Raw genomic sequence first — 25,522 nt, 5'->3', positions numbered from 1 at the left:
GGCCGCAGCCTGACTGACACAATCTTTCAAACGTCAGTCTTTTCAGGCCTCAACGTTGCGTCCAGTCCTTGCGGGCAGGACCCTCTCTCCTATATCAGGCTCACCGTCGCAATATCGCGAGTATGTGAACGTCTGGGGGTTCGGTACGGAGCGCCGTCAGGGCCCAACCAACCTGCCGTAGCAAAGAGGATATCAAAACCATGGGTAAGGTCATTGGGATCGACCTCGGCACCACGAATTCGTGCGTCGCCGTGATGGATGGCAAGAACGCCAAGGTGATCGAGAATGCCGAGGGCATGCGAACGACGCCGTCGATCGTTGCTTTCACTGACGATGGCGAGCGCCTCGTCGGACAGCCGGCGAAGCGCCAGGCGGTGACCAATCCCGAGCGTACGTTCTTTGCGGTGAAGCGCCTCATCGGCCGCCGCTATGACGACCCGATGGTCGAGAAGGACAAGAAGCTCGTTCCCTACAAGATCGTCAAAGCATCGAACGGCGATGCCTGGGTCGAAGCCGACGGCAAGACCTATTCGCCCTCGCAGGTCTCGGCCTTCATTCTGCAGAAGATGAAGGAGACCGCTGAGGCGCATCTCGGCCAGAAGGTCGATCAGGCCGTCATCACGGTGCCTGCCTATTTCAACGACGCGCAGCGTCAGGCCACCAAGGACGCCGGCAAGATCGCCGGCCTGGAAGTGCTGCGCATCATCAACGAGCCGACCGCTGCCGCGCTCGCCTACGGCCTCGACAAGACGAAGGCCGGCACGATCGCCGTGTACGACCTCGGCGGCGGCACCTTCGACGTCTCGATCCTCGAGATCGGCGACGGCGTGTTCGAGGTGAAGTCGACCAACGGCGACACCTTCCTCGGTGGTGAAGACTTCGACATGCGCCTGGTCGGCTACCTCGCCGACGAATTCCAGAAGGAGCAGGGCATCAACCTGCGCAACGACAAGCTCGCTCTGCAGCGCCTGAAGGAAGCCGCCGAGAAGGCCAAGATCGAGCTGTCGTCGACTACGCAGACCGAAATCAATCTGCCGTTCATCACGGCTGACCAGACCGGTCCGAAGCATCTGACGATGAAGCTGACCCGCGCCAAGTTCGAGGCGCTGGTGGCCGACCTCGTCGAGAAGACCATCGAGCCGTGCCGCAAGGCGCTGAAGGATGCCGGCCTGACCGCCGGCGAGATCGGCGAAGTGGTGCTGGTCGGCGGCATGACCCGCATGCCGAAGATCCAGGAAGTCGTGAAGCAGTTCTTCGGCAAGGAGCCGCACAAGGGCGTCAATCCCGACGAAGTCGTCGCGATCGGTGCTGCGATCCAGGCCGGCGTGCTGCAGGGCGACGTCAAGGACGTGCTGCTGCTCGACGTGACCCCGCTGTCGCTGGGCATCGAGACGCTGGGCGGCGTGTTCACCCGCATCATCGACCGCAACACCACGATCCCGACCAAGAAGAGCCAGGTGTTCTCGACCGCCGAAGACAATCAGGGCGCCGTCACCATCCGCGTCTTCCAGGGCGAGCGTGAAATGGCGGCCGACAACAAGATGCTCGGCCAGTTCGACCTGATGGGCATTCCGCCGGCTCCGCGCGGCATGCCGCAGATCGAGGTGACCTTCGACATCGACGCCAACGGCATCGTCAACGTCTCGGCCAAGGACAAGGCGACCGGCAAGGAACAGCAGATCCGGATCCAGGCATCCGGCGGCCTGTCCGAGGCCGACATCGACAAGATGGTCAAGGACGCCGAGGCCAATGCGGCCGAGGACAAGAAGCGCCGCGAGGCGGTCGACGCCAAGAACCACGCCGATGGTCTGGTTCATTCGACCGAGAAGGCTTTGGCCGAGCACGGCTCGAAGATCCCGGAGACGGATCGTCGCGCCATCGAAGACGCCGTCAGCGACCTCAAGGAAGCGCTGAAGGGCGACGACGCCGAGGCGATCAAGGCGAAGACCAACACGCTGGCGCAGGCTTCGATGAAGCTCGGCGAGGCCATGTACAAGCAGCAGGCCGAGGCCGATGCGGCCAAGGACGCTGCAAAGGATGACGTTGTCGACGCGGAGTTCACCGAGGTCGACGACGACAAGAACAACAAGAAGTCTGCCTAAGCGGGCTTGCGATCATGACCCTCACACCAAAGAGCACGCGACGCGTCTCGGAGGAGTGGGGGTCATTTTTCTTTAAGGCGATCGCTGCATCTTCCAGACAGACGCAATCCCTTGCGCAATCCTTGGCGCAATCTTTGGCGATCGCGACGAACTTCGGACGGAATTGAAGTATGTCCACCAAGCGCTGCTATTACGAGACCCTCGAGGTCGAGCGGAACGCGGACGAGACCAAGCTCAAATCGGCTTTCCGCAAGCTCGCGATGAAATGGCATCCGGACAAGAACCCGGGCGACGCCAGCAGCGAGGTCCGGTTCAAGGAAATCAACGAAGCCTATGAAGTGTTGAAGGACGGCGACAAGCGCGCCGCCTATGACCGCTTCGGCCACGCCGCCTTCGAGCAGGGCATGGGTGGCGGCGGTCCGGGCTTCGGAGCCGGCTTCGCCTCCTCCTTCTCCGACATCTTCGAGGATCTGTTCGGCATGGCCGGGCAGCGCCGCGGCGGCGGTGGCCGCGAACGCGGTGCCGACCTGCGCTACAACATGGAGATCACGCTCGAGGAGGCCTTCCAGGGCAAGACCGCGCAGATCGAGATCCCGGTCTCGGTCACCTGCGAATCCTGCTCCGGCACCGGCGCCAAGGCCGGCACCAAGCCGAAGACCTGCTCGCATTGCGGTGGCGCCGGCCGTATCCGGCAGGCTCAGGGCTTCTTCACGCTGGAGCGGACCTGCCCCGGCTGTCAGGGCCGCGGCCAGATGATCGAGGACGCCTGCACCTCCTGCGCCGGTTCCGGCCGGGTGACGCGCGAGCGCACGCTCTCGGTCAACATTCCTCCGGGTGTCGAGGACGGCACCCGTATTCGTCTCGCCGGCGAAGGCGAGGCCGGTGTCCGCGGCGGTCCGCCCGGCGACCTCTACATCTTCCTGTCGCTGACCACGCACCAGTTCTTCCAGCGCGACGGCGCCGACCTGCACTGCCGGGTGCCGATCTCGATGGTCACCGCAGCCCTCGGCGGCGAGTTCGAGGTGCCGACCATCGACAAGGGCAAGACCAAGGTGAAGGTGCCGGCCGGCACCCAGTCCAGCCGCCGATTCCGCATCGCATCAAAGGGTATGCCGGTGCTCCGTTCGCGCCAGACCGGCGACATGTATGTCCAGGTCGTGGTCGAAACACCGCAGAATCTGACCAAGAAGCAGCAAGAATTGCTGATGGAGTTCGAAAAACTCTCGTCCGGCGCAACGCAACCGGAGGCAGCGGGTTTCTTCTCTAAGGTCAAGGACTTCTTCGGAAGCCGCACGGTCTAGCCGTAGTCGTTACGCTTGACCGTAACGACTTCGATCTATACGTGTTTATGACTGTTTTCTGACAACCGCTCGATTGTGCGCGGTCCCGCCTGGTAGCGACATGCCTCTGCAATCGTCCGTGCGTGCGTCGAAGAAGCCCCTCCGTCTTGACGACGAGGTTCGTTTTCTCCGTTCATGGATCGAGAAGCCGCTGCATATGGGCGCGGTGATGCCGTCCGGGCGGCTGCTCGCACGCACCATGGCGCAATATGTCGATCCGGAGTCCGAAGGACCGGTTGTCGAGCTCGGACCCGGCACCGGTGCGATTACCAATGCACTGATCGAGCATGGCGTCGATCAAAAGCGTCTCGTCCTGGTTGAGTACAATCCCGGCTTCTGTGCGCTGCTGCGCGAACGCTATCCGCAGGCCAAGGTGGTTCAGGGCGACGCCTACAGGCTTCGCGACACGCTGTGGGACGTCATGAAGTCTCCGGCCTCGGCTGTGGTCTCCGGCCTGCCGCTGGTCACCAAGCCGATGCTGACCCGCCTGAAGCTGGTCCGTGACGCTTTCCTGGCCCTCGCGCCCGGTGCGCCGTTCGTCCAGTTCACCTATTCGGTGGCGCCGCCCATTCCAAAGTCGCTGCCCGGCGTGTCCACAGAGGCGTCCGAGCGGATCTGGATGAACCTTCCGCCCGCGCGGGTCTGGGTGTATCGCAAGGGCTGATCATCGCCCTGCGTTGTCGCGCTGGGCACGTGCCCTAACCGCGATTTCGAAATGTCCGCGCTGAAAATCCTCGTGATCCCCGGATCGCTGCGATCAGGCTCGCTGAATGCGAAGCTGGCTGTCGTGCTGGCGCAGGAGTTCGCGCAGCTGGGCGCCGACGTCACCCGCATCTCGCTCGGCGATTTTCCGCTGCCGATCTATGACGGCGATCTGCAGGCCAAATCGGGCGTGCCGCAGCACGCCGTCAATCTGAAGCGGATGATCGGCGCCCATCATGGCGTGCTGATCGTGACACCGGAATATAATTCCTCGGTGCCGGCGCTGGTGAAGAACACGATCGACTGGGTGAGCCGCGTGCAGGATCCGCACGAGACCCGTGGCCAGGTGTTCCACGGCCGCGCCTTCGCGATGGCAGCGGCATCCGGCAACCGGCTCGGCGGCACGCGCGCGCTGGCGGCGCTGCGCCTGATCCTGACCGCGTGCCATGCCGCCGTGATCCCGAACCAGCTCGCGCTGTCATTCGCCGAGCAGGCCTATGACGACATGGATCGTCTGAAGCACCAGGCCGACATCGACACGATGCGGGCGCTGGTGCGGCAGCTGATCGACCATTCCCAACGCATGATGTGAGGTGACATGCAGCCAGCCAAGATCGCTCCAAAAGACCGGTTGATTGTGGCGCTCGATTTGCCGTCAGTCGCGAGCGCCGAGGCGATGATCGGCAGGCTCGGCGACAGCGTCACCTTCTACAAGATCGGCTATCAGCTCGGTTACGCCGGCGGCCTCGCGCTGGCAAAGCAGCTCGCAGGCAGCGGCAAGAAAGTCTTTCTCGATCTCAAGCTGCACGACATCGGCAACACCGTCGCGCGCGGGGTCGAAAGCGTCGCCGCTCTCGGCGCGACCTTTCTCACCGTGCATGCCTATCCGCAGACCATGAAGGCGGCGGTCGAGGCGCGCGCCGGCTCCGGCCTGAAGATCCTCGCGGTGACGGTGCTGACCTCCTACGACGACACCGACCTGCACGCGGCGGGATATCGCCTCAACGTCTCCGATCTCGTCGAAGCGCGCGCCAGGCAGGCGCAGGCGCTCGGTGTCGACGGCCTCGTCAGCTCGCCTGAGGAAGCTGCCGCCTTGCGCAAGATCGTGGGCGAACAGATGAACCTGGTGACCCCTGGCATCCGCCCCGCCGGCTCGGCGACCGGCGACCAGAAGCGCATCATGACGCCGGCCCGTGCCATTGCCGCCGGCGCAGACTATCTGGTGGTCGGACGTCCGGTGATGGAAGCCGCCGATCCGAAGGCCGCGGCCGAAGCCATTCACACCGAGATCGTCCAGGCGCTCGCCTGAACCAACAACAAGGGAGAACAGAGATGGCGAAGGGATACTGGATCGGACGCGTCGACGTTCACAACGAGGAGGGCTACAAGCCGTATATGGCGGCCAACCCGGCGATCTTCCAGAAATTCGGCGGCAAGTTCATCGTTCGCGGCGGCAAGTTCACGGGCGTCGAGGGCCAGAGCCGCTCGCGCAACGTCGTGATCGAATTCCCCGATTACGCCACCGCGCTCGCTTGCTACCAATCGCCGGAATACCAGGCCAACATCAAGGTGCGGCAGCCGCACTCGATTGCCGATCTCATCATCATCGAGGGGCATGACAACCCGTAGCCCTGGACATCGGGCCGCCGGTTCGGTTGCTCGGAACAGCCGCCGCCGACCGCCGTTTGAGCATGATCCCCGCGCAAGCGCGTTCCGCGTTTGTCGCGCCGGAAAACCGGTTTCCCCTTTGCCGGTTCATGCTTTATACGGCGGGGAGAGGTGAGCCATGGCTGACATGCGTCTGATTGTTGCGGGAGCCGGCGGCCGGATGGGCCGCACGCTGACGCGGGTGATTTCCGAAACCCCGGGGGCGGTGCTGGTCGGCGCGCTGGAAGCGCCAGGCTCGGAGCTGCTCGGCAAGGACGCCGGCGTGCTCGCCGGCCTTCCCGCCAACGACGTCAAGCTGTCGGCCGATCTGTGGTCGATGTCCGCGGCCGCCGATGGCATCCTGGATTTCACCGTGCCGGCCGCGACCATTGCCAATGTCGCGATCGCGGCCGAGCGCGGCCTGGTTCATGTCATCGGCACCACCGGCCTGTCGCAGTCCGACGATGCGGTGATCCGCAGCGTGACCGACCGCGCCATCGTGGTGAAGTCGGGCAATATGAGCCTCGGCGTCAACCTGCTCGCCGCGCTGGTCAAGCGCGTCGCGCAATCGCTCGACCAGAGCTTTGACATCGAAATTCTCGAGCTGCACCACAAGTCCAAGATCGATGCACCGTCGGGCACCGCCCTGATGCTCGGCGAAGCTGCCGCTGCCGGCCGCAAGATCGCGCTGGAGCAACATTCGGCGCGTGGCCGCGATGGCCTGACCGGGGCGCGGCGTCCCGGCGATATCGGCTTTGCTTCGTTGCGCGGCGGCACCGCGGCCGGCGATCACAGCGTGATCTTTGCCGGTCCCTCCGAGCGCATCACGCTGTCGCATCATGCCGAGGACCGCGCGCTGTTCGCACAGGGCGCACTGAAGGCGGCGCTGTGGGCACACGGCAAGAAGCCCGGCATGTATTCGATGACCGACGTTCTCGGGTTGAGCGACTGAGACCGCGCGCCCAAATAAAATCCAGCCAAGCGAAAACGGAATCTGAAATGAGTGATCGTCTTCTTGTGCTCGTTCGTCACGGTCAGAGCGAATGGAATCTGAAGAACCTGTTCACCGGGTGGAAGGATCCCGATCTCACCGAGCAGGGCATCGCCGAGGCCAAGGACGCCGGCCGCAAGCTGAAGGCGCAGGGCTTGTCGTTCGACGTTGCCTTCACCTCCGATCTGACGCGCGCTCAGCACACGCTGAAGCTGATGCTGGAACAGATCGGCCAGACCGGATTGCCTACCACGAAGAATCTCGCGCTCAATGAGCGCGACTACGGCGATCTCTCCGGCCTCAACAAGGACGACGCCCGCAAGAAATGGGGCGAGGAGCAGGTGCTGGTCTGGCGCCGTTCCTACGACGTGCCGCCGCCCGGCGGCGAGAGTCTGAAGGATACGCTGGCGCGCACGCTGCCCTATTACGTGCAGGAGATCCTGCCCGGCGTGCTGCGTGGCCAGCGCACGCTGATCGCCGCCCACGGCAATTCGCTGCGCGCGCTGATTATGGTGCTGGAGAAGCTTTCGCCGGAGCAGATCCTCAAGCGCGAACTCGCGACCGGCGCGCCGGTGGTCTATCGGCTCAACGCCGATTCCACCGTTGCGTCGAAGGTCGATTTGGCGGGGTAGGCGATCGAATCCAGTGCGGCCACAGCCGGGCCGTCAACCCTTCGAGGCTCGCTTCGCGAGCACCTCAGGGTGACGGTGAGAGAGTGTGGGCGTCTGGCCCAAGGAAGGTCAGTGCAATCCGACCTGGCCGGCTTCCCAGCCCAGCATCGCCTGCTTGCGGGTGATGCCCCAGTGATAGCCGGTCAGCGCGCCGCTCTTGCCGAGTGCGCGATGGCAGGGCACCACGAACGACACCGGGTTGCGGCCGACTGCGGCGCCGACGGCACGCGAGGCCTTCGGGCTGTTGATCTTGCTGGCGATGTCGGAATAGCTCACGGCGCGGCCCATCGGGACCTTGAGCAGCGTTTCCCACACCCGCACCTCGAAGTCGGTGCCGATCAAGACGACGCGCAGCGGCTGGTCCGCCCGCCACAACCGCGTATCGAACACGCGCTGGGCCAATGCAGTGGTGCCGTCGGTGTCCTCGACAAAGGTCGCGTTCGGCCAGCGCCGCTTCATGTCGGCGAACGCGGTCTGTTCGTCGCCGGGGTCGGCGAAGGCAAGGCCTGCGAGCCCGCGGTCCGTCGCGATCACGATCGCGGTGCCGAACGGCGAGGGGTGGAAGCCGAAGCGCAGCGTCATGCCGCCGCCGCCGGTCTTCCATTCGCCGGGCGACATCGCCTCATGCGTGACGAACAGATCGTGCAGCCGTCCCGGGCCCGAGAGGCCTGAGTCGAGTGCGGCGTCGAGCACGCTGGCGGAATCGCGCAGCAGGTTCTTGGCGTGATCCAGGGTCAGCGCCTGCATGAAAGCCTTCGGCGTCAGCCCGGCCCAGCGGCGGAACAGATGATGCAGTTCATCCGGCGTGACGGCGGCGGCATCGGCCATCGCTTCGATGGTCGGCTGTGTGCGCCAGTGCTCCGAGATGAACGCGATGGCGCGCCGCACCGAGTCGTAGTCGCGCAGGGCGGCGCTCTGGAGGCCCGGCTTGGCCAGGCGCTGGTCGTGTATGGCGAGTGTCATCATGGTGTCTGATTTAGGAGCCATGGCGCGTCCAAACCACCCGATTTCTGACAAGCTGGCCTAGTGAACGGGATTGTAAGTCGGACCGCGTTTCGCGGTGTTCAACGCCACAGTCAAAGCCTTGGAAAAACTGGCTTTTTCGTCCGGACTCAGGAAACTGCCGACGCTGACCCGGCGGCCCCGCGACACCAGGTAAAGCCGCTCGATGCCGAACTCCTCATGCGAGATCTGCTCGAACCGCACCCAGAGCGGGTTGAGCACCCATTCGGCCACATGGCCGCGGTGACTGATCCGGCGCACCCGCAGTTCCGACGGTGTGACGGTGATCTCCTCGCTCGCCTTGGCGGTGCGGAAATTGACCTTGAACGCCCAGTAGATCACCAGCACGTCGAGGCCGAAGAAACCGAAGATCGGCCAGGCGCCCAGCCACCAGAACACCGCGCCGGCGACGAAGCTGACCACGGTGACGAACGACATCAGTACGATAAAGCCGGTGCGATTCAGCGAGCGATGCGGCGTCAGCAGTGCCGAGAACAGTTTCGGCTCCGCCTCGGGCGCATCGACGTCGAGGTCATCGGCCTCGAGGTCTTCCCTGGGGTCTTCGCCCGGATCAAAGTCGTTGCCTGCGATCATGACGTATCAGTATATCCCGTTCATGGCCAAAATCATCCGCTCTCAACGCGCCGGCACCTCAAGCGTTCGGTCCGCGCCGAAGAAGAAAGCCGCTAAAGCAGCAAAGCCGCTGCCCAAAGGCGTGGCGAAGAAGCCTGCGACCAAGGCCGCCAAGAAGGTTGCAAAGCCAAAACCGTGGACGGCGGCGGAGGTCTTTGAGGCCTTCGACCGGTTCCGCAAAGCCAATCCCGAGCCGAAGGGTGAGCTCGAGCACCTCAATCCCTACACGCTGTTGGTGGCCGTGGTGTTGTCGGCGCAGGCAACCGACGCCGGCGTCAACAAGGCGACGCGCGCGCTGTTTGCGATCGCCGACACGCCGGAGAAGATGCTCGAGCTCGGCGAAGACAGAGTGCGCGACTACATCAAGACCATCGGGCTCTATCGCAACAAGGCGAAGAACGTCATCGCGCTGTCCGAGAAGCTGATCGCCGATTTCGGCAGCGAGGTTCCGCGCACCCGTGCCGAAATCGAATCATTGCCCGGCGCCGGCCGCAAGACCGCGAATGTCGTGCTCAACATGGCGTTCGGCGAACATACGATGGCGGTCGACACCCACGTGTTTCGCGTCGGCAACCGCACCGGTCTCGCGCCCGGCAAGACGCCGCTCGAGGTCGAGCTGGGACTGGAGAAGGTGATCCCGGCCGAGTTCATGCTGCACGCCCATCACTGGCTGATCCTGCATGGCCGCTATACCTGCCTCGCCCGCGGTCCGCGTTGCGACGTATGTCTGATCAATGATCTTTGCCGGTGGCCGGAGAAGACCGTCTGAGCCATGATCGTCATCATGTGCCGGCAGGTTGTCTGGCGTTCCGGGTGTGAGTGACGGGAGTGTGGTGTGGCAGAGCAGGTTCAAGACGGTCCGTCACAGGTCAGCCAGACCGCGCCCGCAGCGGTAACAGCACCAGCCAAGCCGCAGCCTGCGGCGAGCAGCTTCTGGAGCCGCTTTGCCATTCCGTTGTTTGCGGTGCTGGCCGCGCTCGTGTTCGTCGCGGTGGCGACCACGCATTGGGACGCCTGGGTCGGTAGCGCCACGATCCAGACCACCAATGATGCCTATGTGCGCGCCGAGTTGACCCAGCTCAGTAGCCGCGTGTCCGGCGAAGTGCTCACGGTCGCCGTCTCCGATTTTCAGCGCGTCAAAGCCGGCGATCTCCTCGTGCAGATCGATCCTGCCGACTATCAGGCGCAGGTCGCGCAAGCCGAGGCAGGTGTGGTCGGCGCGCAGGCAGCGCTCGATAACCTCAACAACCAGGTCGAGCTGCAATATGCGACCATCGCACAGGCCGAGGCCTCGCGGCTGTCTGCAGAGGCGCAGCAGACCCTGGCGCGCCAGGAGCAGGAGCGTCAGCAGTCGCTGTCGCAAACCGACGCCGGCACACGGCAGCGGCTCGAGCAGGCGACCGCATCCTATGCCAAGTCGGAGGCCGACGTGCAGGCCAGCCGCGCCGTGATCGCCGCGCAGCGCCATCAGCTCGAGGTCCTGCAAGGCACCAAGAAGCAACGTGCCGCCGATCTCGACGCCGCCAAGGCGCTGCTGGCATCGGCCAGGCTCAAGCTGGGATACACGAAGATCGTCGCGCCGTTCGACGGCGTCACCGGCGAGCGCCAGGTGCAGCCGGGCGATTACGTCAACATCGGCACCAATCTGATCAACGTCGTGCCGCTGCCGAACGTCTATGTGATCGCCAACTACAAGGAAACCCAGCTGACCAACGTCAGGCCGGGCCAGCCGGTCGAGATCACCGTGGACACATTCTCCGGTCAGAAGTTGCGCGGCGTCGTCGAGCGCATCGCGCCGGCAAGCGGATCGCAATTCGCGCTGCTGCCGCCCGACAACGCCACCGGCAATTTCACCAAGGTGGTGCAGCGTATCCCGGTGCGCATCCAGTTCGACAAGGGCCAGCCGTTGCTCGCGCGCCTGCTGCCGGGCATGTCGGTGGTGACGCGGATCAACACCGGCGAGGCGGTCGCCAATGGCGGAAAATGACGACCGCAACAGCGGTCCCGTTTCGCGCGGCGACGTCGCACGCTATCCGGTGTTTGCCGTCGTCGCCGTGCTGCTCGGCGCGTTCCTGGCGAATTTCGACAGCCGCCTGACCTCGGTCGGCCTGCCCGACCTGCGCGGCGCGTTCTCGCTCACCTTCGACGAGGGCGCCTGGCTCTCGACCGCGGCGATCGGCTCGCAGATCTTCATCGCGCCCGCGGTGGCCTGGCTCGCCACCGCGTTCGGCCTGCGCCGCGTGCTCGGGATTCCGAGCCTGGTCTATGCCGGGGTCTCGCTGACCATCCCGTTCGTGCACGACTACACGACGCTGATCGTGCTCAGTATCGCCCACGGCATGCTGCTCGGCGCCTTCGTGCCGGCGACGCTGATGATCATCCTGCGCAATCTGCCGATCCGCTGGTGGCTGCCCGCGATCGCGATGTATTCGATCCGCGTCGGCTTCGCGCTGGATTCATCGAGCTCGCTGGTCGGATTCTATGTCGAGCACCTCGGCTGGCAGTGGTTGTATTGGCAGGGTGTGGTGGTCGCGCCGCTGATGGGATTGATGGTGTATCTCGGCACGCCGAACGAGCCGGTCAATCGCGACCTGCTGCACCATGCCGATTGGGGCGGCATGCTGCTGCTCGGCGCCGGCCTGGGGATGGTCTATGCCGGCCTCGATCAGGGCAACCGGCTGGACTGGCTGTCGTCCGGCACCGTGATGGCGCTCTTGATCGGGGGCGGGCTGTTGATCATCGCCTTCATGATCAACGAGACGGTCGCGCGCCGGCCGTGGGCGCATTTCAACGTGCTGTTCTCGCGCAATATCGGGCTCTCGCTGATCGTCATCCTTTTGTACACGCTGACCAGCCTGTCGAATTCGTCGCTGGTGCCGAATTTCCTCGGCACAGTCGGCGCGCTGCGGCCGGAGCAGTCGGGGGCGCTGCTGTTTATCTACGGCGCGCTGCCGATGTTCGTGCTGGTGCCGATCTCGATTGTCCTGCTGCGTCACCTCGATCCACGCATCGTCGTGGTGCTCGGGTTCTCGGCATTCGCGGCCGCCAATCTCTGGGGCACGCAGCTGAGCCATGTCTGGGCCCGCGAGGACTTCGTCGGCATCGTCCTGCTCACGTCGGTCGGTCAGGCGCTGACGCTGCTGCCGATCATCATCATGGCGCTGTCCAATTCCGATCCGTCGCGAGCGACGGCATTCGCGGCCTATATCCAGATCATGCGGCTCGGCGGCGCCGAGATCGGCATCGCCCTGATGGGCACCTGGCTGCGCGTCCGCGAGCAGATCCATTCGAATTATCTCGGCCAGCACGTCCAGGGCGGCGATGTCGACGTCGTGAACCTGCTGAAGCGATTGGCGGGTGAATTTTCCGGCCACGGCATCGGGGCGGCGGCGGGACGCGCCATCGGTACGCTCGCGGCCCTGGTGCAGCGCGAGGCCAACACGCTCGCCTACATTGACGGCTTCTGGCTGTGCTTTTGGATCGCGATCCTGGCGCTGTTCCTGGTCGCCCTGATCACGCGCGCGCCGCAAGGTCCGCTGTCGCCGGTGCCGCTTGGCTTCGTGAAGAACCTGCTGCGCAAGCCGGACACTGCCGCTTCCTGATCTGCGAACGGCGCGGATAGCGCCGGAGGCCTGGCGCTGCCGGGGTCAATTTATAGTGAATGCGGCGCCCCCCTCTATCTCGCGGGCGTCTGAAATATTTTGCAGGTCGCGTGGTTCCACAACCGGGGGAACGGGAGCCACGATGATCGAGACCAAGCAGACGGCCGCGCTTGTTTCCATGGCGACGGCGGTTCCACCGCATCTATTCCATCAGGGACAAATCCTGCAGGCGGCGCGCAACCTTCTCGCCGACCGCTATCCCGAATTCGAGACGCTCTCCAGTCTGTTCGCCAACACCGGCATTCAGCATCGCTATGGCGTGAAGCCGATCGAATGGTATCTCGAACGGCGCGGCTGGCCGGAGCGGACGCAGGCGTTCCTGGAAGGCGCGGAGGCGCTGTACGTCGATGTCGCCCGCAAGGCGATTGCGCGTGCGGATTTGACCGGCAGCGACATCGACGTCGTGGTCACGGTGTGCTCGACAGGTATCGCCACGCCGACGCTGGAGGCGCGCGTCGCCGGCCAGCTCGGCTTGCGGACCGATGTGTCGCGCGTGCCTGTGTTCGGCCTCGGCTGCGCGGGCGGCGTGTCGGGTCTGTCGATCGCGGCGCGACTGGCGCGGGCGCAGCCGGGTGCGAATGTGCTGCTGGTCGCGCTCGAGCTCTGCACGCTCGCGGTTCGCCACGATGAGCTCACCAAGGCGAATATCGTCGCGGCCAGCCTGTTCGGCGATGGCGCCGCTGCGATCGTGCTGCGCGCCGGTGACGGCGGTGCGACGCGGATCGAGGTGGCCGGCGAAAAGCTGTGGCCGGATACGCTCGGTATCATGGGCTGGACGGTTGATCCGGAAGGATTCGGTGTCGTCTTCCAGCGCACCATTCCGGATTTCGTTCGCGACCATGTTGGCCCGGCCGTTGCCGAAATCTTGGCTCGGATGGAGCTGACGGCCGGTGATATCGATCGCTTTCTCTGCCATCCTGGCGGCGCCAAGGTCATCGCCGCGCTGGAGCGGGCGCTCGCGCTCGACCAGGGCACGCTTGATCACGAACGCGACGTCATCGCGGCGTGCGGCAACATGTCGGCCCCGACGGCCCTGTTTGTCCTCGAACGCGCCCGCGCCAAGGGCTTGCCTCCGCGCTCGCTACTCACGGCGCTTGGGCCCGGCTTCACGCTCAGCTGCGTTGCGCTCAGGCACGCGGCATGAGCCTCGCTTCGATCATCCTGGCGCTGGTCACGCTGCAGCGTCTTGGCGAGCTCGTGTTGTCACGCCGCAACACGGAGCGGCTGCTGGCGCATGGCGCGATCGAGGTCGGTGCGAGGCACTACCCGCTCATTGTGCTGCTTCACGCCGGCTGGCTGATCGCGTTGTGGATCTGGGGCCGCGACCAGCAAGTCAACCTGGCTATACTCGCGGCCTTTCTGCTGCTGCAAGGCTTGCGGCTGTGGATCCTCGCTGCGCTCGGGCCGCGATGGACCACGCGGATCATCGTCTTGCCGGGTGCGCCGCTGGTCGCATCCGGGCCGTACCGATATTTCCCGCATCCAAACTATGCCGTCGTCGTCGGGGAGATCGCGCTGCTCCCGCTCGCACTGCATCTGCCGGTGCTGGCGCTGATCTTCACCTTGCTCAATCTCGCCGTGCTTGCGATCCGGATTCGTGCCGAGAGCCGCGCGCTCTCGATTGCGGACTGGCCGCGCGTCAGCACACCATGAGCGCCTGGGCGGAGCATCGCACCGACAGCCCATCGGCTGCGACCTGGGCAGGTTTCCTCCTGATGTGCTTCGGCATGTTCATGGCGATCCTCGACATCCAGGTCGTCGCGACCTCGTTGCCGACGATCCAGCGCGCGCTGGCGATCTCGCCTTCCGCGATGAGCTGGATCCAGACCGCCTACCTGATCGCGGAGGTGATCGCGATCCCGCTGACCGGATTGTTCACCCATGCGCTGTCGCTCCGATGGCTGTTCGCGATCGCCGTGAGCGTGTTCACCATCGCCTCGGTCGGATGCGCCTTCAGTGGCGGCTTTGCGGTGCTGCTGGTGTTTCGCGTGCTGCAGGGATTTTCCGGCGGCGTCCTGATCCCTGCGGTGTTCTCCGCCGTGTTCACGCTGTTCCCGGCGCGGCTCCATGCGGTGGCCACCACGATCGGCGGTGTCGTCGCCGTGCTTGCGCCGACCGTTGGACCTGTTGTCGGCGGCTGGATCACACAGACCTGGTCGTGGCCGTGGCTGTTCCTGATCAACCTGATTCCGGGAACGATCGCGGCGACGGTCACGCCGCTGCTGCTTCCGAAGCAGAGCGTGAATCTCCGCGCGTTCGCCAGACTGGACACTTGTTCGCTGGTCCTGCTCGCAGCGGCGCTCGCAAGCTTTATGATCGGTCTGAAGGAAGCGCCGCAGCGCGGCTGGGCCTCGATGCTTTGCCTGAGCTTGTTGATCGGGAGCATGGCCGGGATGGCGCTGCTGATCCGACGCGCGCTCCGCGCGGCGCATCCGATCGCGCGATTGAACCTGTTCAGGCGGCGTTCGTTCGCGATCGGCTGCGCCCTGAGCTTTTGCCTCGGTATCGGCCTGTATGGATCGACCTATCTGATGCCGGTGTTCCTCGGCTTCGTCCGCCGCCATGATGCCTTCGAGATCGGCACCATCATGCTGGTCACGGGAGTTGCGCAGCTGATCGCAGCGCCTTTGGCGGCAATCCTCGAAAGCCGCGTCGGCGCGCTGTTGTTGACCGGTGCAGGCTTCGCCTTGTTCGCGCTCGGTCTCGGATTGGGCGCCCTTCAGCCGCGCACCGCGGATTTCGGCGAGATGTTCTGGCCGCAGATCATGCGCGGCGTCGCGATCATGTTCTGTTTGCTGCCGCCGACACGCATTGCGCTGGGCACCCTGCCGGAGGCGGAAGTTGCCGACGCCAGTGGATTGTTCAACCTGATGCGCAATCTGGGTGGCGCGATCGGGATCGCTTTGATCGATACGATCCTCTATGGCCGAAGCCCAATTTATGGTGAGGATTTTCGCGCACGCCTGTTGGCAGGTGATCTCAATGCCGCACAGGAGATCGGCCTCGATCCAATGTTGCTGATCAACCGCCCGCCGGGTCCGCCGGATGACGCGACGGTGGCGTTTATCCGGCCTCTGGTCGAGCGGGCATCGCTCGCCCTCAGCGTCAACGAGGCATGGGCGATGCTCGCCTGCGTCGCGATCGTCGGGCTTCTGCTGGTGTTATTCGCTCGCGATCGGATGCCCTCTCCATCGTCGGTGCCTTCAGATCCGGTCTAGCAGCGGCCGTGGTGCATGACGCGCTCCTCTCGTCGGGGGGCGGTCCGAAATCACCACCAGTATCCCCCCGAACAACCCCTACCTCTCGCCGCCTCATAGCGCTTGACGGCCACTAATCAGTGGTGCTATCTACCGGTAGTTAGTAACGCTATGTAGTATGGGGAGATGCCCTTCGTGAGCAAGCAGATGACGGAAATGCTCAAGGGCACGCTGGAGGGCATCGTCCTCGCAATCCTCTCCGTTCAGCCCGCGTACGGTTACGAGATCACGGCACGCTTGCGGGAGCAGGGCTTCTCCGACATCGCCGAAGGCACCGTCTACGCACTGTTGGTCAGGAACGAGCAGAAGGGCTTCGTCGCCGTTGAGAAGGTCCCGTCCGAGAAGGGACCACCGCGCAAGGTGTATTCGCTCAACGCTCAGGGACACGAATATCTCGCGGAGTTTTGGAGGACATGGAGCTTCCTCGCGGAACGTCTCGAACAGCTCCGGGAAAGAAAGGCATGAACATGTTCATCGCACGGATGATCGACGAGAAGAAACGCTACTGGCAGTACAGGGCGCGCACGGAGCAGCTTCCCGCAAACTATCACACCGCGATCGATGCGCTGGAGCGGTACCTCATGTACTTCGGGCCGGGGAAGGGCGACGAGTTACTGGCGATGCTGGAGGACCTTGCCGATCTCTTCGACGAGAGCGCCGCGAGCGGAACTTCAATCCGCGCGATCGTCGGCGAAGACCCCGTGGAGTTCGCCGAAGCGTTTCGTCGGAACTATCCGGTAGGGCAGTGGATCATGCGCGAGCGCGAACGCCTGACCCAGGCCATCGATGGCGTCGCGGGGAACCAACCGTAACGAAACCGAGACGGCCGACGGGAGGCACGAGGCAATGAGTGACGTCGATGGCGTGGTCGAGCACGGCTGGGAGCGGGTGGCGGATACCTTCCGTGCCAACTTCAAAGAAGGAAAGGACCTCGGCGCTGCATGCTGCGTCTACGTCGACGGGCGCGCTGTGGTCGATCTGTGGGGAGGTCTGGCCGACCGCGACGGGAATCGCCCATGGGTAAAGGACACGGTTGCGCTCGTCGCGTCGACGACGAAGGGTGCGACTGCAATGTGCGCCCACCTCCTTGTCCAGCGTGGACAGCTCGATCTCGATGCTCCTGTCACCCGCTACTGGCCGGAGTTCGGCGCGGCGGGCAAGGGGGAGATGCCGGTCAGATACTTGCTCTCTCACCAGGCCGGTCTGCCGTATGTCGACACACCGCTGACATTCGAGGAGGCGTGCGCCTGGGATCCGCTTATTCGCGCGCTGGAAGCACAGCAGCCGCTCTGGACGCCCGGGACGGAGCATCTCTACCACGCCATGACGTTCGGCTTCCTCGTCGGAGAGGTCGTCAGGCGCATCACGGGCAAATCCCTGGGCAAATTCTTCGCCGAGGAAATCGCCCGCCCTCTCAAGCTCTCCGCATGGATCGGTCTACCCGAAGAGATCGAGCCGCGGGTTGCCCGGCTCGAGGTGGCTTCGTTCCCATACGATTCCCCCCAAGACCTGGTGGCTGATTTCGCCAAGCTCATGGGGCTGGATACCGCCGTGGCGGCGACCCTGGTCAGGGACGTTTACGGACCGGGTTCGGCCTTCATGAAGGCTGGGGCCGTGGGCGGCGTCACCGAGCAGAACATGCACTCGCGCGCCTATCGGGCGGCCGAGTTTCCCGCCGCGAACATGTTCGCCAACGCCCACGCCATCGCCCGCATGTACGCTGCAACGGTGAGCGACGTCGACGGCATCCGTCTCCTTCAGCCTGACACGGTGGCGGCGATGACGGTGGTCCAGACCGACCGCACGCGCATGCACGGGGTCCCACTGGAATTGCTGCCCTACACGAAGAACCTGTTCAACATGTCGCTAGGTTTTTGGCGTGCAACCCCGCCCATCAATCCGCTGCTCGGTCCGGCGTCGTTTGGCCATCCCGGCAGCGGAGGGTCGCTGGGCGCTGCCGACCCCGAATCCCGGGTCGGCTTCGGTTACGTTACCAATCTCTGGGCGGCAACCCTGATCGACCCGCGTGCCATCGAGCTGACGTCCGCGGTCAGAAAGTGCCTCGGCTAGGGCGCGATGAGATTGGGTTGAATCTAGATCATCGGCACGTTGCTTCGCCGCGCCGGCTCGATCAGCTCGCGCCGGGGTCCTGACAGCCGCTTGTACATGTGCACCATGAAGGCCATCCCGAACAGCGGCGTGGCCAGATTGAGGATCGGGATCGACACGAAAGCGGCGATGAACAGGCCACCGGTGAAGACGGTTGCCGCATTCTCCTTGCGCATCGCCTTGGCATCCTCCGGCGAGCGAAAGCGCATCGCGGCGAGCTCGAAATATTCGCGGCCGAGCAGCCAGGCGGTCGCGATGAAGAAGATGATGAAGCCCGCACCCGCGAACAGCACGAACGGCAGCGCGACCAGATAGACCAGGACCGTCAGCAGCGCCGTCTTGACGCCCTCGATGGTCGCGAGCGTCACCGGCAGCGCCGTGCCGGGATGGTCGGCCGGATAGTGCTCGCGCTCGACATGGTCGGCGACGTCATCGACAAACAGGCTCGCCACCAGCGAGGTGATCGCGGGCATCAGGAAGATGCCGCCGAGCACGACGCCGAGGCCCGCCGAGATCGAGATGACCCAGGACAGCACGTGCAGGGTGGAATGGAAGTTGGGGCCGAGCATGCCTTCGGCCCAGACCTCGCCGGTGTCGGCAAACCAGCTCAGCAACCGCTGCAATCCGATCGCCAGCACGGTGATCAGCACCAGCGCAAGCCCGATCGAACGCCACAGGATCGTGCGCATCGGCGGCGACAGGATTTGCGAAAGCGCCTTGACGGCGGCGTCGAACATGACCGGGTTACCTCTGCAAAATGACGTGCGAGAGGTAGCCACCCAATATGGCTTCGGCAAGTGCCGCTTGTGTCGCGGTCACAGCGTTTTCGAGCGAAGTCGCCTTTGATGCGGGGTCGACGCTGCTTCGCGTCAAGAAGCGCTTCAGGCGTCGAGCGGCTTGCCGCGGACGTTGGGTCCCCAGACACCGATCGTAATGATGACGATGACCATCGCCGCGGTGATCAGGCCGAACACCCCGCTGACGCCGGCCTCCTTCAACATGAACGCCACGATGAAGCCGGAGAAGGTCGCGCTGAGCCGGCTCATCGAATAGACGAGGCCCGCCGCGCGCGCCCGGATCGCGGTCGGGAACACCTCGGTCTGGTAGGCGTGATAGGCGTAGGACAGCGTCATGTTGGCGCCAGTTACCAGCACGCCGCTGGCAATCAACAGCACCGGCTCGGTGAGCTGCGCAAAGGCGAGGCCGAACACCGAGATCGCGGCGGCCGCGCCGCAGATGATCCATTTGCGCTCGAAGCGATCGGCGAGGGTCGCGGCCAGCAGCGGCGCGAGCGGATAGGCGAAGGCGATGATGAAGGAATATTGCAGGCTCTTGGTGACGTTGATGCCCTTCTGAACCAATAGCGCCGGAACCCAGTTGGAGAAGCCGTAGACGCCGAACGCCTGGCACAGATTGAAGATCATGAAGAGCACGACGAGCGAGGCGTAGGGCGGCCGGAACAAATCGGCATAGCCGGTCTCGACCGCCGGACGTGCCGGCGCCATTGCGGCTCCAACGGCAGGGCGTGGCGCGGCCGCAGGCGATGAAGCCTCGAGCCTCCGCATGATTGTCTCGGCTTCGGCAAGGCGGCCATGCCGGGCCAGCCACAGCGGGCTTTCCGGCACGTAGAGCCGCAGCACCCAGATGATCATGCTGGCGGCGGCGCCGATCAGCACCACCCAGCGCCAGCCATCGATACCGTAAGGCGAGAGCGGCACCAGCCACCACGACAGCGCGGCGACGATCGGCACCGCCGACAGCATCACCGCCTGGTTGATCGCAAAGGCCCGGCCGCGCATCCAGCTCGGCACCAGCTCGGTGATGTAGGCGTCGATAGTGATGACCTCGATGCCGATCCCGATCCCGGCGATGAAGCGCCACAGCAGCACGCCGCCGGGGGTGGTCTGGCACGCCATGATCACCGACGCCGCGCTGTAGAACAGCAGCGAATAAGTAAACACGGCCTTGCGCCCGTAGCGATCGGCGAGGAAGCCGAGGCAGAACGTGCCGATGAACAGGCCGGCGAAGGTCGCCGCGACGAAGGCGCCGATCCCGGAGAAGCCGAAGAAGGCCTGCGTCGTCGTGGTCATCAACCCGCTGCGGGCGAGGCCCGGCGCGAGATAACCGGTGAAGAACAGATCGTAGATCTCGAAGCAGCCGCCGAGCGAAAGCAGGATCACCAGCCGCCAGACATAGCCGGAAGTCGGCAGCGCCTCGAGGCGCCGCGAGATCTCGTCCGGCCCGGCTGTCGTGTTGGCAAGATCGGCAACCGAGCCGAGTTCGACGGCGCTCATGATGGTCCTCCCCGAATGCTCCAGCGGCCGCCTCTCTTGCGAAGGCGTGCCGGCCAGGCATGTTTGGCTGCCGGGTGTCAGAAATCCAGACGAACATATCGAAGGGATCGTTCGATATTTTCGATAGCGCTGCTTTTTTGACGCGCTCGAACACGCCTTAGATCAGCAACGTTGCCTCCCACGCGCCGCGCCCGACCTGTTCGGCGATCAGGGAGCGGATCAGCCGGCACATCTCTTCCATCGCATAGGTCATCGGCCGGTTGCGCAAGCGGCAGAGATAGAGCGTACGGCTCAGCCTGGGTTCGATCACCTCGCGTGCGACCAGCAAGCGCGCTTTCAACGGCTCGCTGACGAAGTGCGTCGTCGCGATCGTGCAGCCGAGACCCGCGGTCAAGGCACCTATCATGCCACTGGTCGAATTGAGGTGCAGGATGGCATTGGCCTCCAGCCGCTTCAGCGGCACGGGGTCATCAAGCAAAGCGCGGGCCGACAGCCCGTGCCGCAGCAGGATCAGCGGCAGCTGCGCCACCTCGTCGAACGTGATCGGTCCCTTCTTGCCGACCAGCTTTTCGGTGCCGACGCAGAACATCTGCTCCTCCAGCACCGGCTCGGCGATCAGGTCCTTTTCCGACGGCGGATTGTAGACCAGCGCGAGGTCGACATCGGAGCTCATCAGATGCAGCAGCGTCGCGCCGGAGAGACTCTCGGTCAGCGACAGCTTCAGGTTGGGATATTTCGCCAGCACGGTGCGCATCAGCGGCACGCCGATCGCCTTCATGCCGGAATTGGCCATGCCGATCGAGATCTCACCGGCAATCGCGCTACCGCCTTCCTTGATCTCGCGCTCGGCCGCTGCCATCGCGCGCAGGATGATGCGGGCATGCTCGTAAAGCCGCTCGCCCGCCGCGGTCGGTTCCATGCCGCGCGGCTTGCGCTCGAACAGCGGCGTGGCGAATTCCGCCTCGAGATTGGCGATGTGGTGGCTGAGCGCGGACTGCGCGACATTGGCCTGGTCCGCCGCCCGCGACAGGTTGCGCTGCTCGTAAACCGCGATGAAGTAGCGAAGCTGGCGCGAATCCATTGGGGTTTTGCGTTCTAGAACGACGAATGCTCTATTCGACAGATTATATTTTTCAGATAGCGTGCGGAAGCCTAACCTGCGCCAAATCACTCAAAACGAGCGCAACGAGCACGGAGAAACCGATGACCGGGAGCGGACTGCCGCTGGAAGGCGTGAGGGTCGTCGAGATGACCCACATGGTGATGGGGCCGACCTGCGGGATGATCCTGGCCCAACTCGGCGCCGAGGTGATCAAGGTCGAGCCTCCCGCCGGCGACAAGACCCGCTCGCTCGGCGGCATGGGCGTGTCGTTCTTCCCGCTGTTCAATCGCGGCAAGCGCAGCGTCGTGCTCGATCTCACCAGGCCCGAGGACCGCGACACGATGCACCGGCTGCTCGCCGGCGCCGACGTGTTCCTGGAAAATTTTCGTGACGGCCAGCTCGACAAGCAGGGGCTTGGGCTTGCGGAGCTGCGCGCGAAATATCCGCATCTGATCATCGCTGGCCACAAGGGCTTTCTCTCCGGGCCCTACGATCATCGCCCGGCGCTCGACGAGGTCGTGCAGATGATGTCGGGGCTCGCGGCGATGACCGGCACGCGCGACAAGCCGCAGCGCGTCGGCTCTTCCGCCAACGACATCATGGGCGGCATGTTCGGCGTGATCTCGATCCTCGCCGCGCTCTATCAAAGGCGTGGCGGCAATGGGAATGGCGCCGACATCCGCATCGGCCTGTTCGAGAACTGCCTGTTCCTGGTCGCCCAGCACATGGTCGAGTACGAGATGACCGGGCGCAAACCGCGCTCGATGCCGGAGCGCGAGCATGCCTGGCCGATCTACGACATCTTCGATGCCGCCGGCGGCGACCGCATCTTCATCGGCGTCGTCACCGAAGGCCATTGGCAGAGTTTTTGCCGCGAGTTTGGTCTTGCGGAATTCGCCGACGATCCGACGCTGCGCTCCACCACGGACCGCATCATGGCGCGCGACCGCATCATTCCGCGCGTCGCCGAGGTGATCAAGGGCTGGAACGTCGCCGACCTCTCGGCGCGGCTCGACGCGCTCAACATTTGCTTCTCGCCGATCAACCGGCCTGAGGATCTGCTGCAGGACCCGCATGTGCTGCGGCCCGGTGGGCTCGTCAACACCATCAATGCCGACGGCAAGCCGTTCCGCGTTCCCGCGCTGCCGGTCGAATGGAACGGCAGAAACATCGGCGAAGGCCTGAAAGTGCCGGTGCTCGGCGCCGATACCGACGCCGTCCGCGCCGAGCTCGCACAACAGACAATTTCATCAACCGGAAACGCTGCGTGAGGCTGACATGACCCGCGTCCACGATATCTATCCCAACGACAAGGTGAGTTTGCGCGAGGTCGGTCTGCGCGACGGCCTGCAGCTCGTGAAGACATTCCCGTCCACCGCGGCGAAGCAGCGCTGGGTGCGCGACGAATATGCCGCCGGCGTCCGGCACTTCGAGGTCGGCTCGTTCCTGCCGGCCAAGACTTTTCCGCAATTCGTCGATGTCCGCGATGTCATCGCGACCATCGCCGCGCTGCCCGGCGCGCACGGCGTCGCGCTGGCGCTGAACGAGCGCGGCGTCAACGAGGCGCTGGCCTCCGGTGTCGCCGAGATCGCCTCGGTGGTATCTGCGACCGAGGAGCACAGCCAGGCCAATGCGAACCGCTCGCGCGAATCCGCAATCGAGAACATCAAGCGTCTCTGCGAGCTGCGCGACGCCAGCGTGCACAAACCGCTGGTCAATGCGGCGATCTCGATGGGGCTGGGCTGCTCGATCGTCGGCGCGGTCGATCCGAACGAGGTGCTGCGTCTCACCGAGAAGCTCTATGAGGTCGGCGTCGACATGGTCGCGATCGCAGATACCGTCGGCTATGCCGGGCCGAAGCAGGTCGGCGAGCTGACGCGCGGCGCGGTGAAGATCGCCGGCTCCAAGCCGGTCTGCGTTCATCTGCACGACACCCGCGGCATGGGCATCGCCAACGCCTCCGCCGCGCTCGATGAGGGCGCTCGCGTGCTCGACGGCTCGCTCGGCGGCCTCGGCGGCTGCCCGTTCGCGCCGGGCGCCACCGGCAATGTCGTGTTCGAGGACCTCGTCTTCCTCTGCGAGAGCAAGGGATTTCCGACCGGCGTCGATCTCGATCGCCTGGTCGAGGTGCGCGCGATCCTGAAGGCCGAGATGCCGGACGAGCAGCTCTATGGCGGCCTCGCTCGCGCTGGCTTGCCCCGCGGCACCAAGGCGAAGGCGGCGTAACGGCACGCTCTTGGTCGTGCCAATGCCTACGCTGGCGGCGACGTTCTGATCAGTCGCGCGTGCGGCGGATCGAGCTGAAGTCCTCGACATCGGGCTGCACGGGCGGTGTCTCGCGATAGGGCGGTACGATCAGCATCACGACCCGCCGTGTCCGGCCGTGTCTGCCCAGCAGGGTCGCTTGGGCATCGAACTCGGAGCGAAAGACGTCGGTCGCACGCAACGTCGTGCGCTCCATCCAGCTCAGGCAGTCCGTCTGGTCGGCGAAGCACAATGCGGCCCAGCCGCGGTCGAGCGTGGTCTTGCGCGGCAAGCCCCAAGTGTACTGATAGGCGAATGGCCGGGCATAGCGCGGATGATCCGGGCTGTAGAAGGCGGCAGCGAAGGCGAGCGCGTCGTCGCCGCTGACGGAGGCGAGCGGCGTCCCGGCCGCGTCGCGCCATCGCGCGGTGAGCTCCGCCGCAGCCGCGTGGTAGAAGTCGCGGCCCTCTTCATAGCCGTAAGCGTTGCGATAGAGGGCGTGGATCGGTGCGCCGACGACGACCGCGAGAATGGCGATCCCGGCCACCATGACGATCAGGTTGACCGTGTAGAAGCGCTCGATCGGGTAGCTCGTTGCGCACACGATCAGGACCACAAACAGGAAGAGGCCCTGCACTGCCCAGAGCGAGGGCAGGTCGGTGCCGATCGCAAGCGAGACGATCGGCGGAAACAGGATGGTCCCGATTGCGACCAGCAGCAGCAGACGGAGCCCAGGGTTCATCGCGCGGAAATCTTCCGGCAGCCGCACCAGCCGCGGGCCGGCAATGAACACCCAGGTGACCGCGGGGATTGCGAGCGCCGCGATCAGGCCCATGATGAAGTAGGCGACTTCCCACAGCGCGGTGACATGATCGGCGCCGGCATGCGCGAGCGCATAGTCGAACGTCGTTGCTCCTGTCGTGACGAGCCAGTGCAGATGCGGGCCAAGCACGAGCATGCCGGCCAGTGCCGAGATCCAGGGCGACGCCGACAGCAGGTAGCGGCGGCGATCCGGATGCAGCACGGAAGCGAACACGAAGCTTGCGACCAGGAAGATCGAATAATATTTGCCGAGCATCGCCAGTGCGCAGGCCGCGCCCGCCGCGATCGCCCAGCCGAGCTGCCTCGGCGCCTCGAACGCACGCAGGAAGCAGTAAGTTGCCAGCGGCCAGGTTGCCAGCAGCACCGTGTTCGCGTTGAACCGCTGGGCATGGAATTGATAGACCGGCAGCAGCATCAACAGCAGCAGCACGATCGCCCGCTTCTCGCCACGGACGAAGCGGCGAGCGATCAGATCGACCGCCCACAGCGCCACCGCTGCGTTGACCATCGCCATCAGCTGCAGCGACCAGTCGGTCAGGGGAAAAATCGCGGTCCATCCCCGCGCGATCCAGCCCATCAACGGCGGGTGCTTGGGGTATCCCCATGCGAGATGCCGGCCGAGCGTCCAGGTTTCGAGCACGTCCGGATGCAGGCCGGCGCCGAGATAAGCGATGACGAGATACGAGGTCCAGATCGCGACAAAGAGCACGAGCAGAATCGGGATCGACCACCCGGTCTCGATTCCCTCCAGCCATTTGATCAATGGACGACGCCAGCGCGCCGGGTCCTTGTCGGACGCCGCGGCCATCGCCGAGAAACTGATAAGCGAAAGCACCGTAAAACTACCGAATGAAAGCAGGCTTGAAGCGCGCGCACCCTAGTGATGCGCGCGCGAGAACTCAACGGCGGAGGGAGACGATGAGACGAATTCCAGACCGTGGTCG

General features: G+C 64.7%; 25 protein-coding genes. 19 read left to right on the top strand and 6 right to left on the bottom strand.

What is annotated here, in order from left to right:
• The first annotated feature begins 200 nt into the window (after positions 1–200).
• From dnaK to CO675_RS07585, 8 genes are all read left to right on the top strand, one after another.
• A complete protein-coding gene (gene dnaK / locus CO675_RS07620) occupies positions 201–2,102 on the top strand; it encodes a molecular chaperone DnaK (protein WP_097671378.1) in 1,902 nt (633 codons plus the stop codon).
• 170 nt (positions 2,103–2,272) lie between these two features.
• On the top strand, positions 2,273–3,403 hold the full coding sequence (gene dnaJ / locus CO675_RS07615) for a molecular chaperone DnaJ (RefSeq protein WP_097671377.1): 1,131 nt from the start codon (positions 2,273–2,275) through the stop codon (positions 3,401–3,403).
• Positions 3,404–3,503: 100 nt separating this feature from the next.
• The gene (locus CO675_RS07610) at positions 3,504–4,106 is read left to right on the top strand and encodes a class I SAM-dependent methyltransferase (protein ID WP_097671376.1); all 603 of its coding nucleotides are present in this window, start codon (positions 3,504–3,506) and stop codon (positions 4,104–4,106) included.
• 51 nt (positions 4,107–4,157) lie between these two features.
• A complete protein-coding gene (locus tag CO675_RS07605) occupies positions 4,158–4,736 on the top strand; it encodes an NADPH-dependent FMN reductase (protein WP_097671375.1) in 579 nt (192 codons plus the stop codon).
• Positions 4,737–4,742: 6 nt separating this feature from the next.
• Entirely contained in the window at positions 4,743–5,453 is a 711-nt protein-coding gene (gene pyrF / locus CO675_RS07600; RefSeq protein ID WP_097671374.1) for an orotidine-5'-phosphate decarboxylase, read from the top strand.
• A gap of 23 nt (positions 5,454–5,476) precedes the next feature.
• Complete coding sequence (locus tag CO675_RS07595) at positions 5,477–5,773, top strand: DUF1330 domain-containing protein (protein WP_097671373.1); 297 nt, start codon at positions 5,477–5,479, stop codon at positions 5,771–5,773.
• Between the two features lie 157 nt (positions 5,774–5,930).
• Positions 5,931–6,743 carry a 4-hydroxy-tetrahydrodipicolinate reductase gene (dapB, locus tag CO675_RS07590; protein WP_097671372.1) on the top strand — a complete coding sequence of 271 codons (813 nt, stop codon included), beginning with the start codon at positions 5,931–5,933 and terminating at the stop codon, positions 6,741–6,743.
• Positions 6,744–6,790: 47 nt separating this feature from the next.
• The gene (locus CO675_RS07585; protein WP_097671371.1) at positions 6,791–7,414 is read left to right on the top strand and encodes a 2,3-bisphosphoglycerate-dependent phosphoglycerate mutase; all 624 of its coding nucleotides are present in this window, start codon (positions 6,791–6,793) and stop codon (positions 7,412–7,414) included.
• Positions 7,415–7,522: 108 nt separating this feature from the next.
• Here CO675_RS07585 and CO675_RS07580 read toward each other — a convergent pair whose 3' ends face one another.
• The gene (locus CO675_RS07580; protein ID WP_097671370.1) at positions 7,523–8,419 is read right to left on the bottom strand and encodes a methylated-DNA--[protein]-cysteine S-methyltransferase; all 897 of its coding nucleotides are present in this window, start codon (positions 8,417–8,419) and stop codon (positions 7,523–7,525) included.
• Between the two features lie 57 nt (positions 8,420–8,476).
• Positions 8,477–9,049, bottom strand: coding sequence for a DUF2244 domain-containing protein (locus tag CO675_RS07575; RefSeq protein WP_245452660.1), 573 nt, complete (start codon positions 9,047–9,049; stop codon positions 8,477–8,479).
• 22 nt (positions 9,050–9,071) lie between these two features.
• Here CO675_RS07575 and nth point away from each other — a divergent pair, with 22 nt between their 5' ends.
• From nth to CO675_RS07530, 9 genes are all read left to right on the top strand, one after another.
• A complete protein-coding gene (gene nth / locus CO675_RS07570) occupies positions 9,072–9,857 on the top strand; it encodes an endonuclease III (RefSeq protein WP_198964524.1) in 786 nt (261 codons plus the stop codon).
• Positions 9,858–9,923: 66 nt separating this feature from the next.
• Entirely contained in the window at positions 9,924–11,075 is a 1,152-nt protein-coding gene (locus tag CO675_RS07565) for an HlyD family secretion protein (RefSeq protein ID WP_097671368.1), read from the top strand.
• On the top strand, positions 11,062–12,690 hold the full coding sequence (locus tag CO675_RS07560; RefSeq protein WP_097671367.1) for an MFS transporter: 1,629 nt from the start codon (positions 11,062–11,064) through the stop codon (positions 12,688–12,690). The genes CO675_RS07565 and CO675_RS07560 overlap by 14 nt, the downstream gene beginning before the upstream one ends.
• Before the next feature lie 142 nt (positions 12,691–12,832).
• Positions 12,833–13,894 carry a type III polyketide synthase gene (locus tag CO675_RS07555; protein WP_097671366.1) on the top strand — a complete coding sequence of 354 codons (1,062 nt, stop codon included), beginning with the start codon at positions 12,833–12,835 and terminating at the stop codon, positions 13,892–13,894.
• Complete coding sequence (locus CO675_RS07550; protein WP_097671365.1) at positions 13,891–14,403, top strand: isoprenylcysteine carboxyl methyltransferase family protein; 513 nt, start codon at positions 13,891–13,893, stop codon at positions 14,401–14,403. The genes CO675_RS07555 and CO675_RS07550 overlap by 4 nt, the downstream gene beginning before the upstream one ends.
• Before the next feature lie 62 nt (positions 14,404–14,465).
• Positions 14,466–15,968, top strand: coding sequence for a DHA2 family efflux MFS transporter permease subunit (locus tag CO675_RS07545; RefSeq protein ID WP_097671441.1), 1,503 nt, complete (start codon positions 14,466–14,468; stop codon positions 15,966–15,968).
• Positions 15,969–16,142: 174 nt separating this feature from the next.
• A complete protein-coding gene (locus CO675_RS07540; protein ID WP_097671440.1) occupies positions 16,143–16,472 on the top strand; it encodes a PadR family transcriptional regulator in 330 nt (109 codons plus the stop codon).
• Positions 16,469–16,819, top strand: coding sequence for a DUF1048 domain-containing protein (locus CO675_RS07535; protein ID WP_097671364.1), 351 nt, complete (start codon positions 16,469–16,471; stop codon positions 16,817–16,819). The genes CO675_RS07540 and CO675_RS07535 overlap by 4 nt, the downstream gene beginning before the upstream one ends.
• Positions 16,820–16,853: 34 nt before the next feature.
• The gene (locus tag CO675_RS07530; protein WP_097671439.1) at positions 16,854–18,077 is read left to right on the top strand and encodes a serine hydrolase domain-containing protein; all 1,224 of its coding nucleotides are present in this window, start codon (positions 16,854–16,856) and stop codon (positions 18,075–18,077) included.
• Positions 18,078–18,100: 23 nt separating this feature from the next.
• Here the strand turns inward: CO675_RS07530 and CO675_RS07525 are convergent, their stop codons facing one another.
• The 3 genes from CO675_RS07525 to CO675_RS07515 form a co-directional block, all read right to left on the bottom strand.
• Positions 18,101–18,853 (bottom strand): sulfate transporter family protein, encoded by a 753-nt coding sequence (locus CO675_RS07525; protein ID WP_097671363.1) that lies wholly within the window; start codon positions 18,851–18,853, stop codon positions 18,101–18,103.
• A 144-nt stretch (positions 18,854–18,997) separates the two neighbouring features.
• Positions 18,998–20,410, bottom strand: a complete 1,413-nt coding sequence (locus CO675_RS07520; RefSeq protein WP_097671362.1) for an MFS transporter — start codon at positions 20,408–20,410, stop codon at positions 18,998–19,000.
• Positions 20,411–20,567: 157 nt separating this feature from the next.
• Entirely contained in the window at positions 20,568–21,491 is a 924-nt protein-coding gene (locus CO675_RS07515) for a LysR family transcriptional regulator (RefSeq protein WP_097671361.1), read from the bottom strand.
• 122 nt (positions 21,492–21,613) lie between these two features.
• Between CO675_RS07515 and CO675_RS07510 the strand changes: the two genes are divergently transcribed.
• Positions 21,614–22,783: a CaiB/BaiF CoA transferase family protein gene (locus CO675_RS07510; protein WP_097671360.1), complete on the top strand. Its 1,170-nt coding sequence runs from the start codon at positions 21,614–21,616 to the stop codon at positions 22,781–22,783.
• Between the two features lie 7 nt (positions 22,784–22,790).
• Positions 22,791–23,738, top strand: a complete 948-nt coding sequence (locus CO675_RS07505; RefSeq protein WP_097671359.1) for a hydroxymethylglutaryl-CoA lyase-like TIM-barrel protein — start codon at positions 22,791–22,793, stop codon at positions 23,736–23,738.
• 49 nt (positions 23,739–23,787) lie between these two features.
• Here the strand turns inward: CO675_RS07505 and CO675_RS07500 are convergent, their stop codons facing one another.
• On the bottom strand, positions 23,788–25,386 hold the full coding sequence (locus CO675_RS07500; protein ID WP_097671358.1) for a glycosyltransferase family 39 protein: 1,599 nt from the start codon (positions 25,384–25,386) through the stop codon (positions 23,788–23,790).
• Positions 25,387–25,522 lie beyond the last annotated feature (136 nt).

This window comes from Bradyrhizobium sp. C9 (assembly GCF_002532045.1).
In the GTDB taxonomy this organism is placed as follows: domain Bacteria; phylum Pseudomonadota; class Alphaproteobacteria; order Rhizobiales; family Xanthobacteraceae; genus Bradyrhizobium.
Note: the sequence above shows the minus strand (reverse complement) of the source record. Positions and strands in the feature narration are given on the sequence as shown.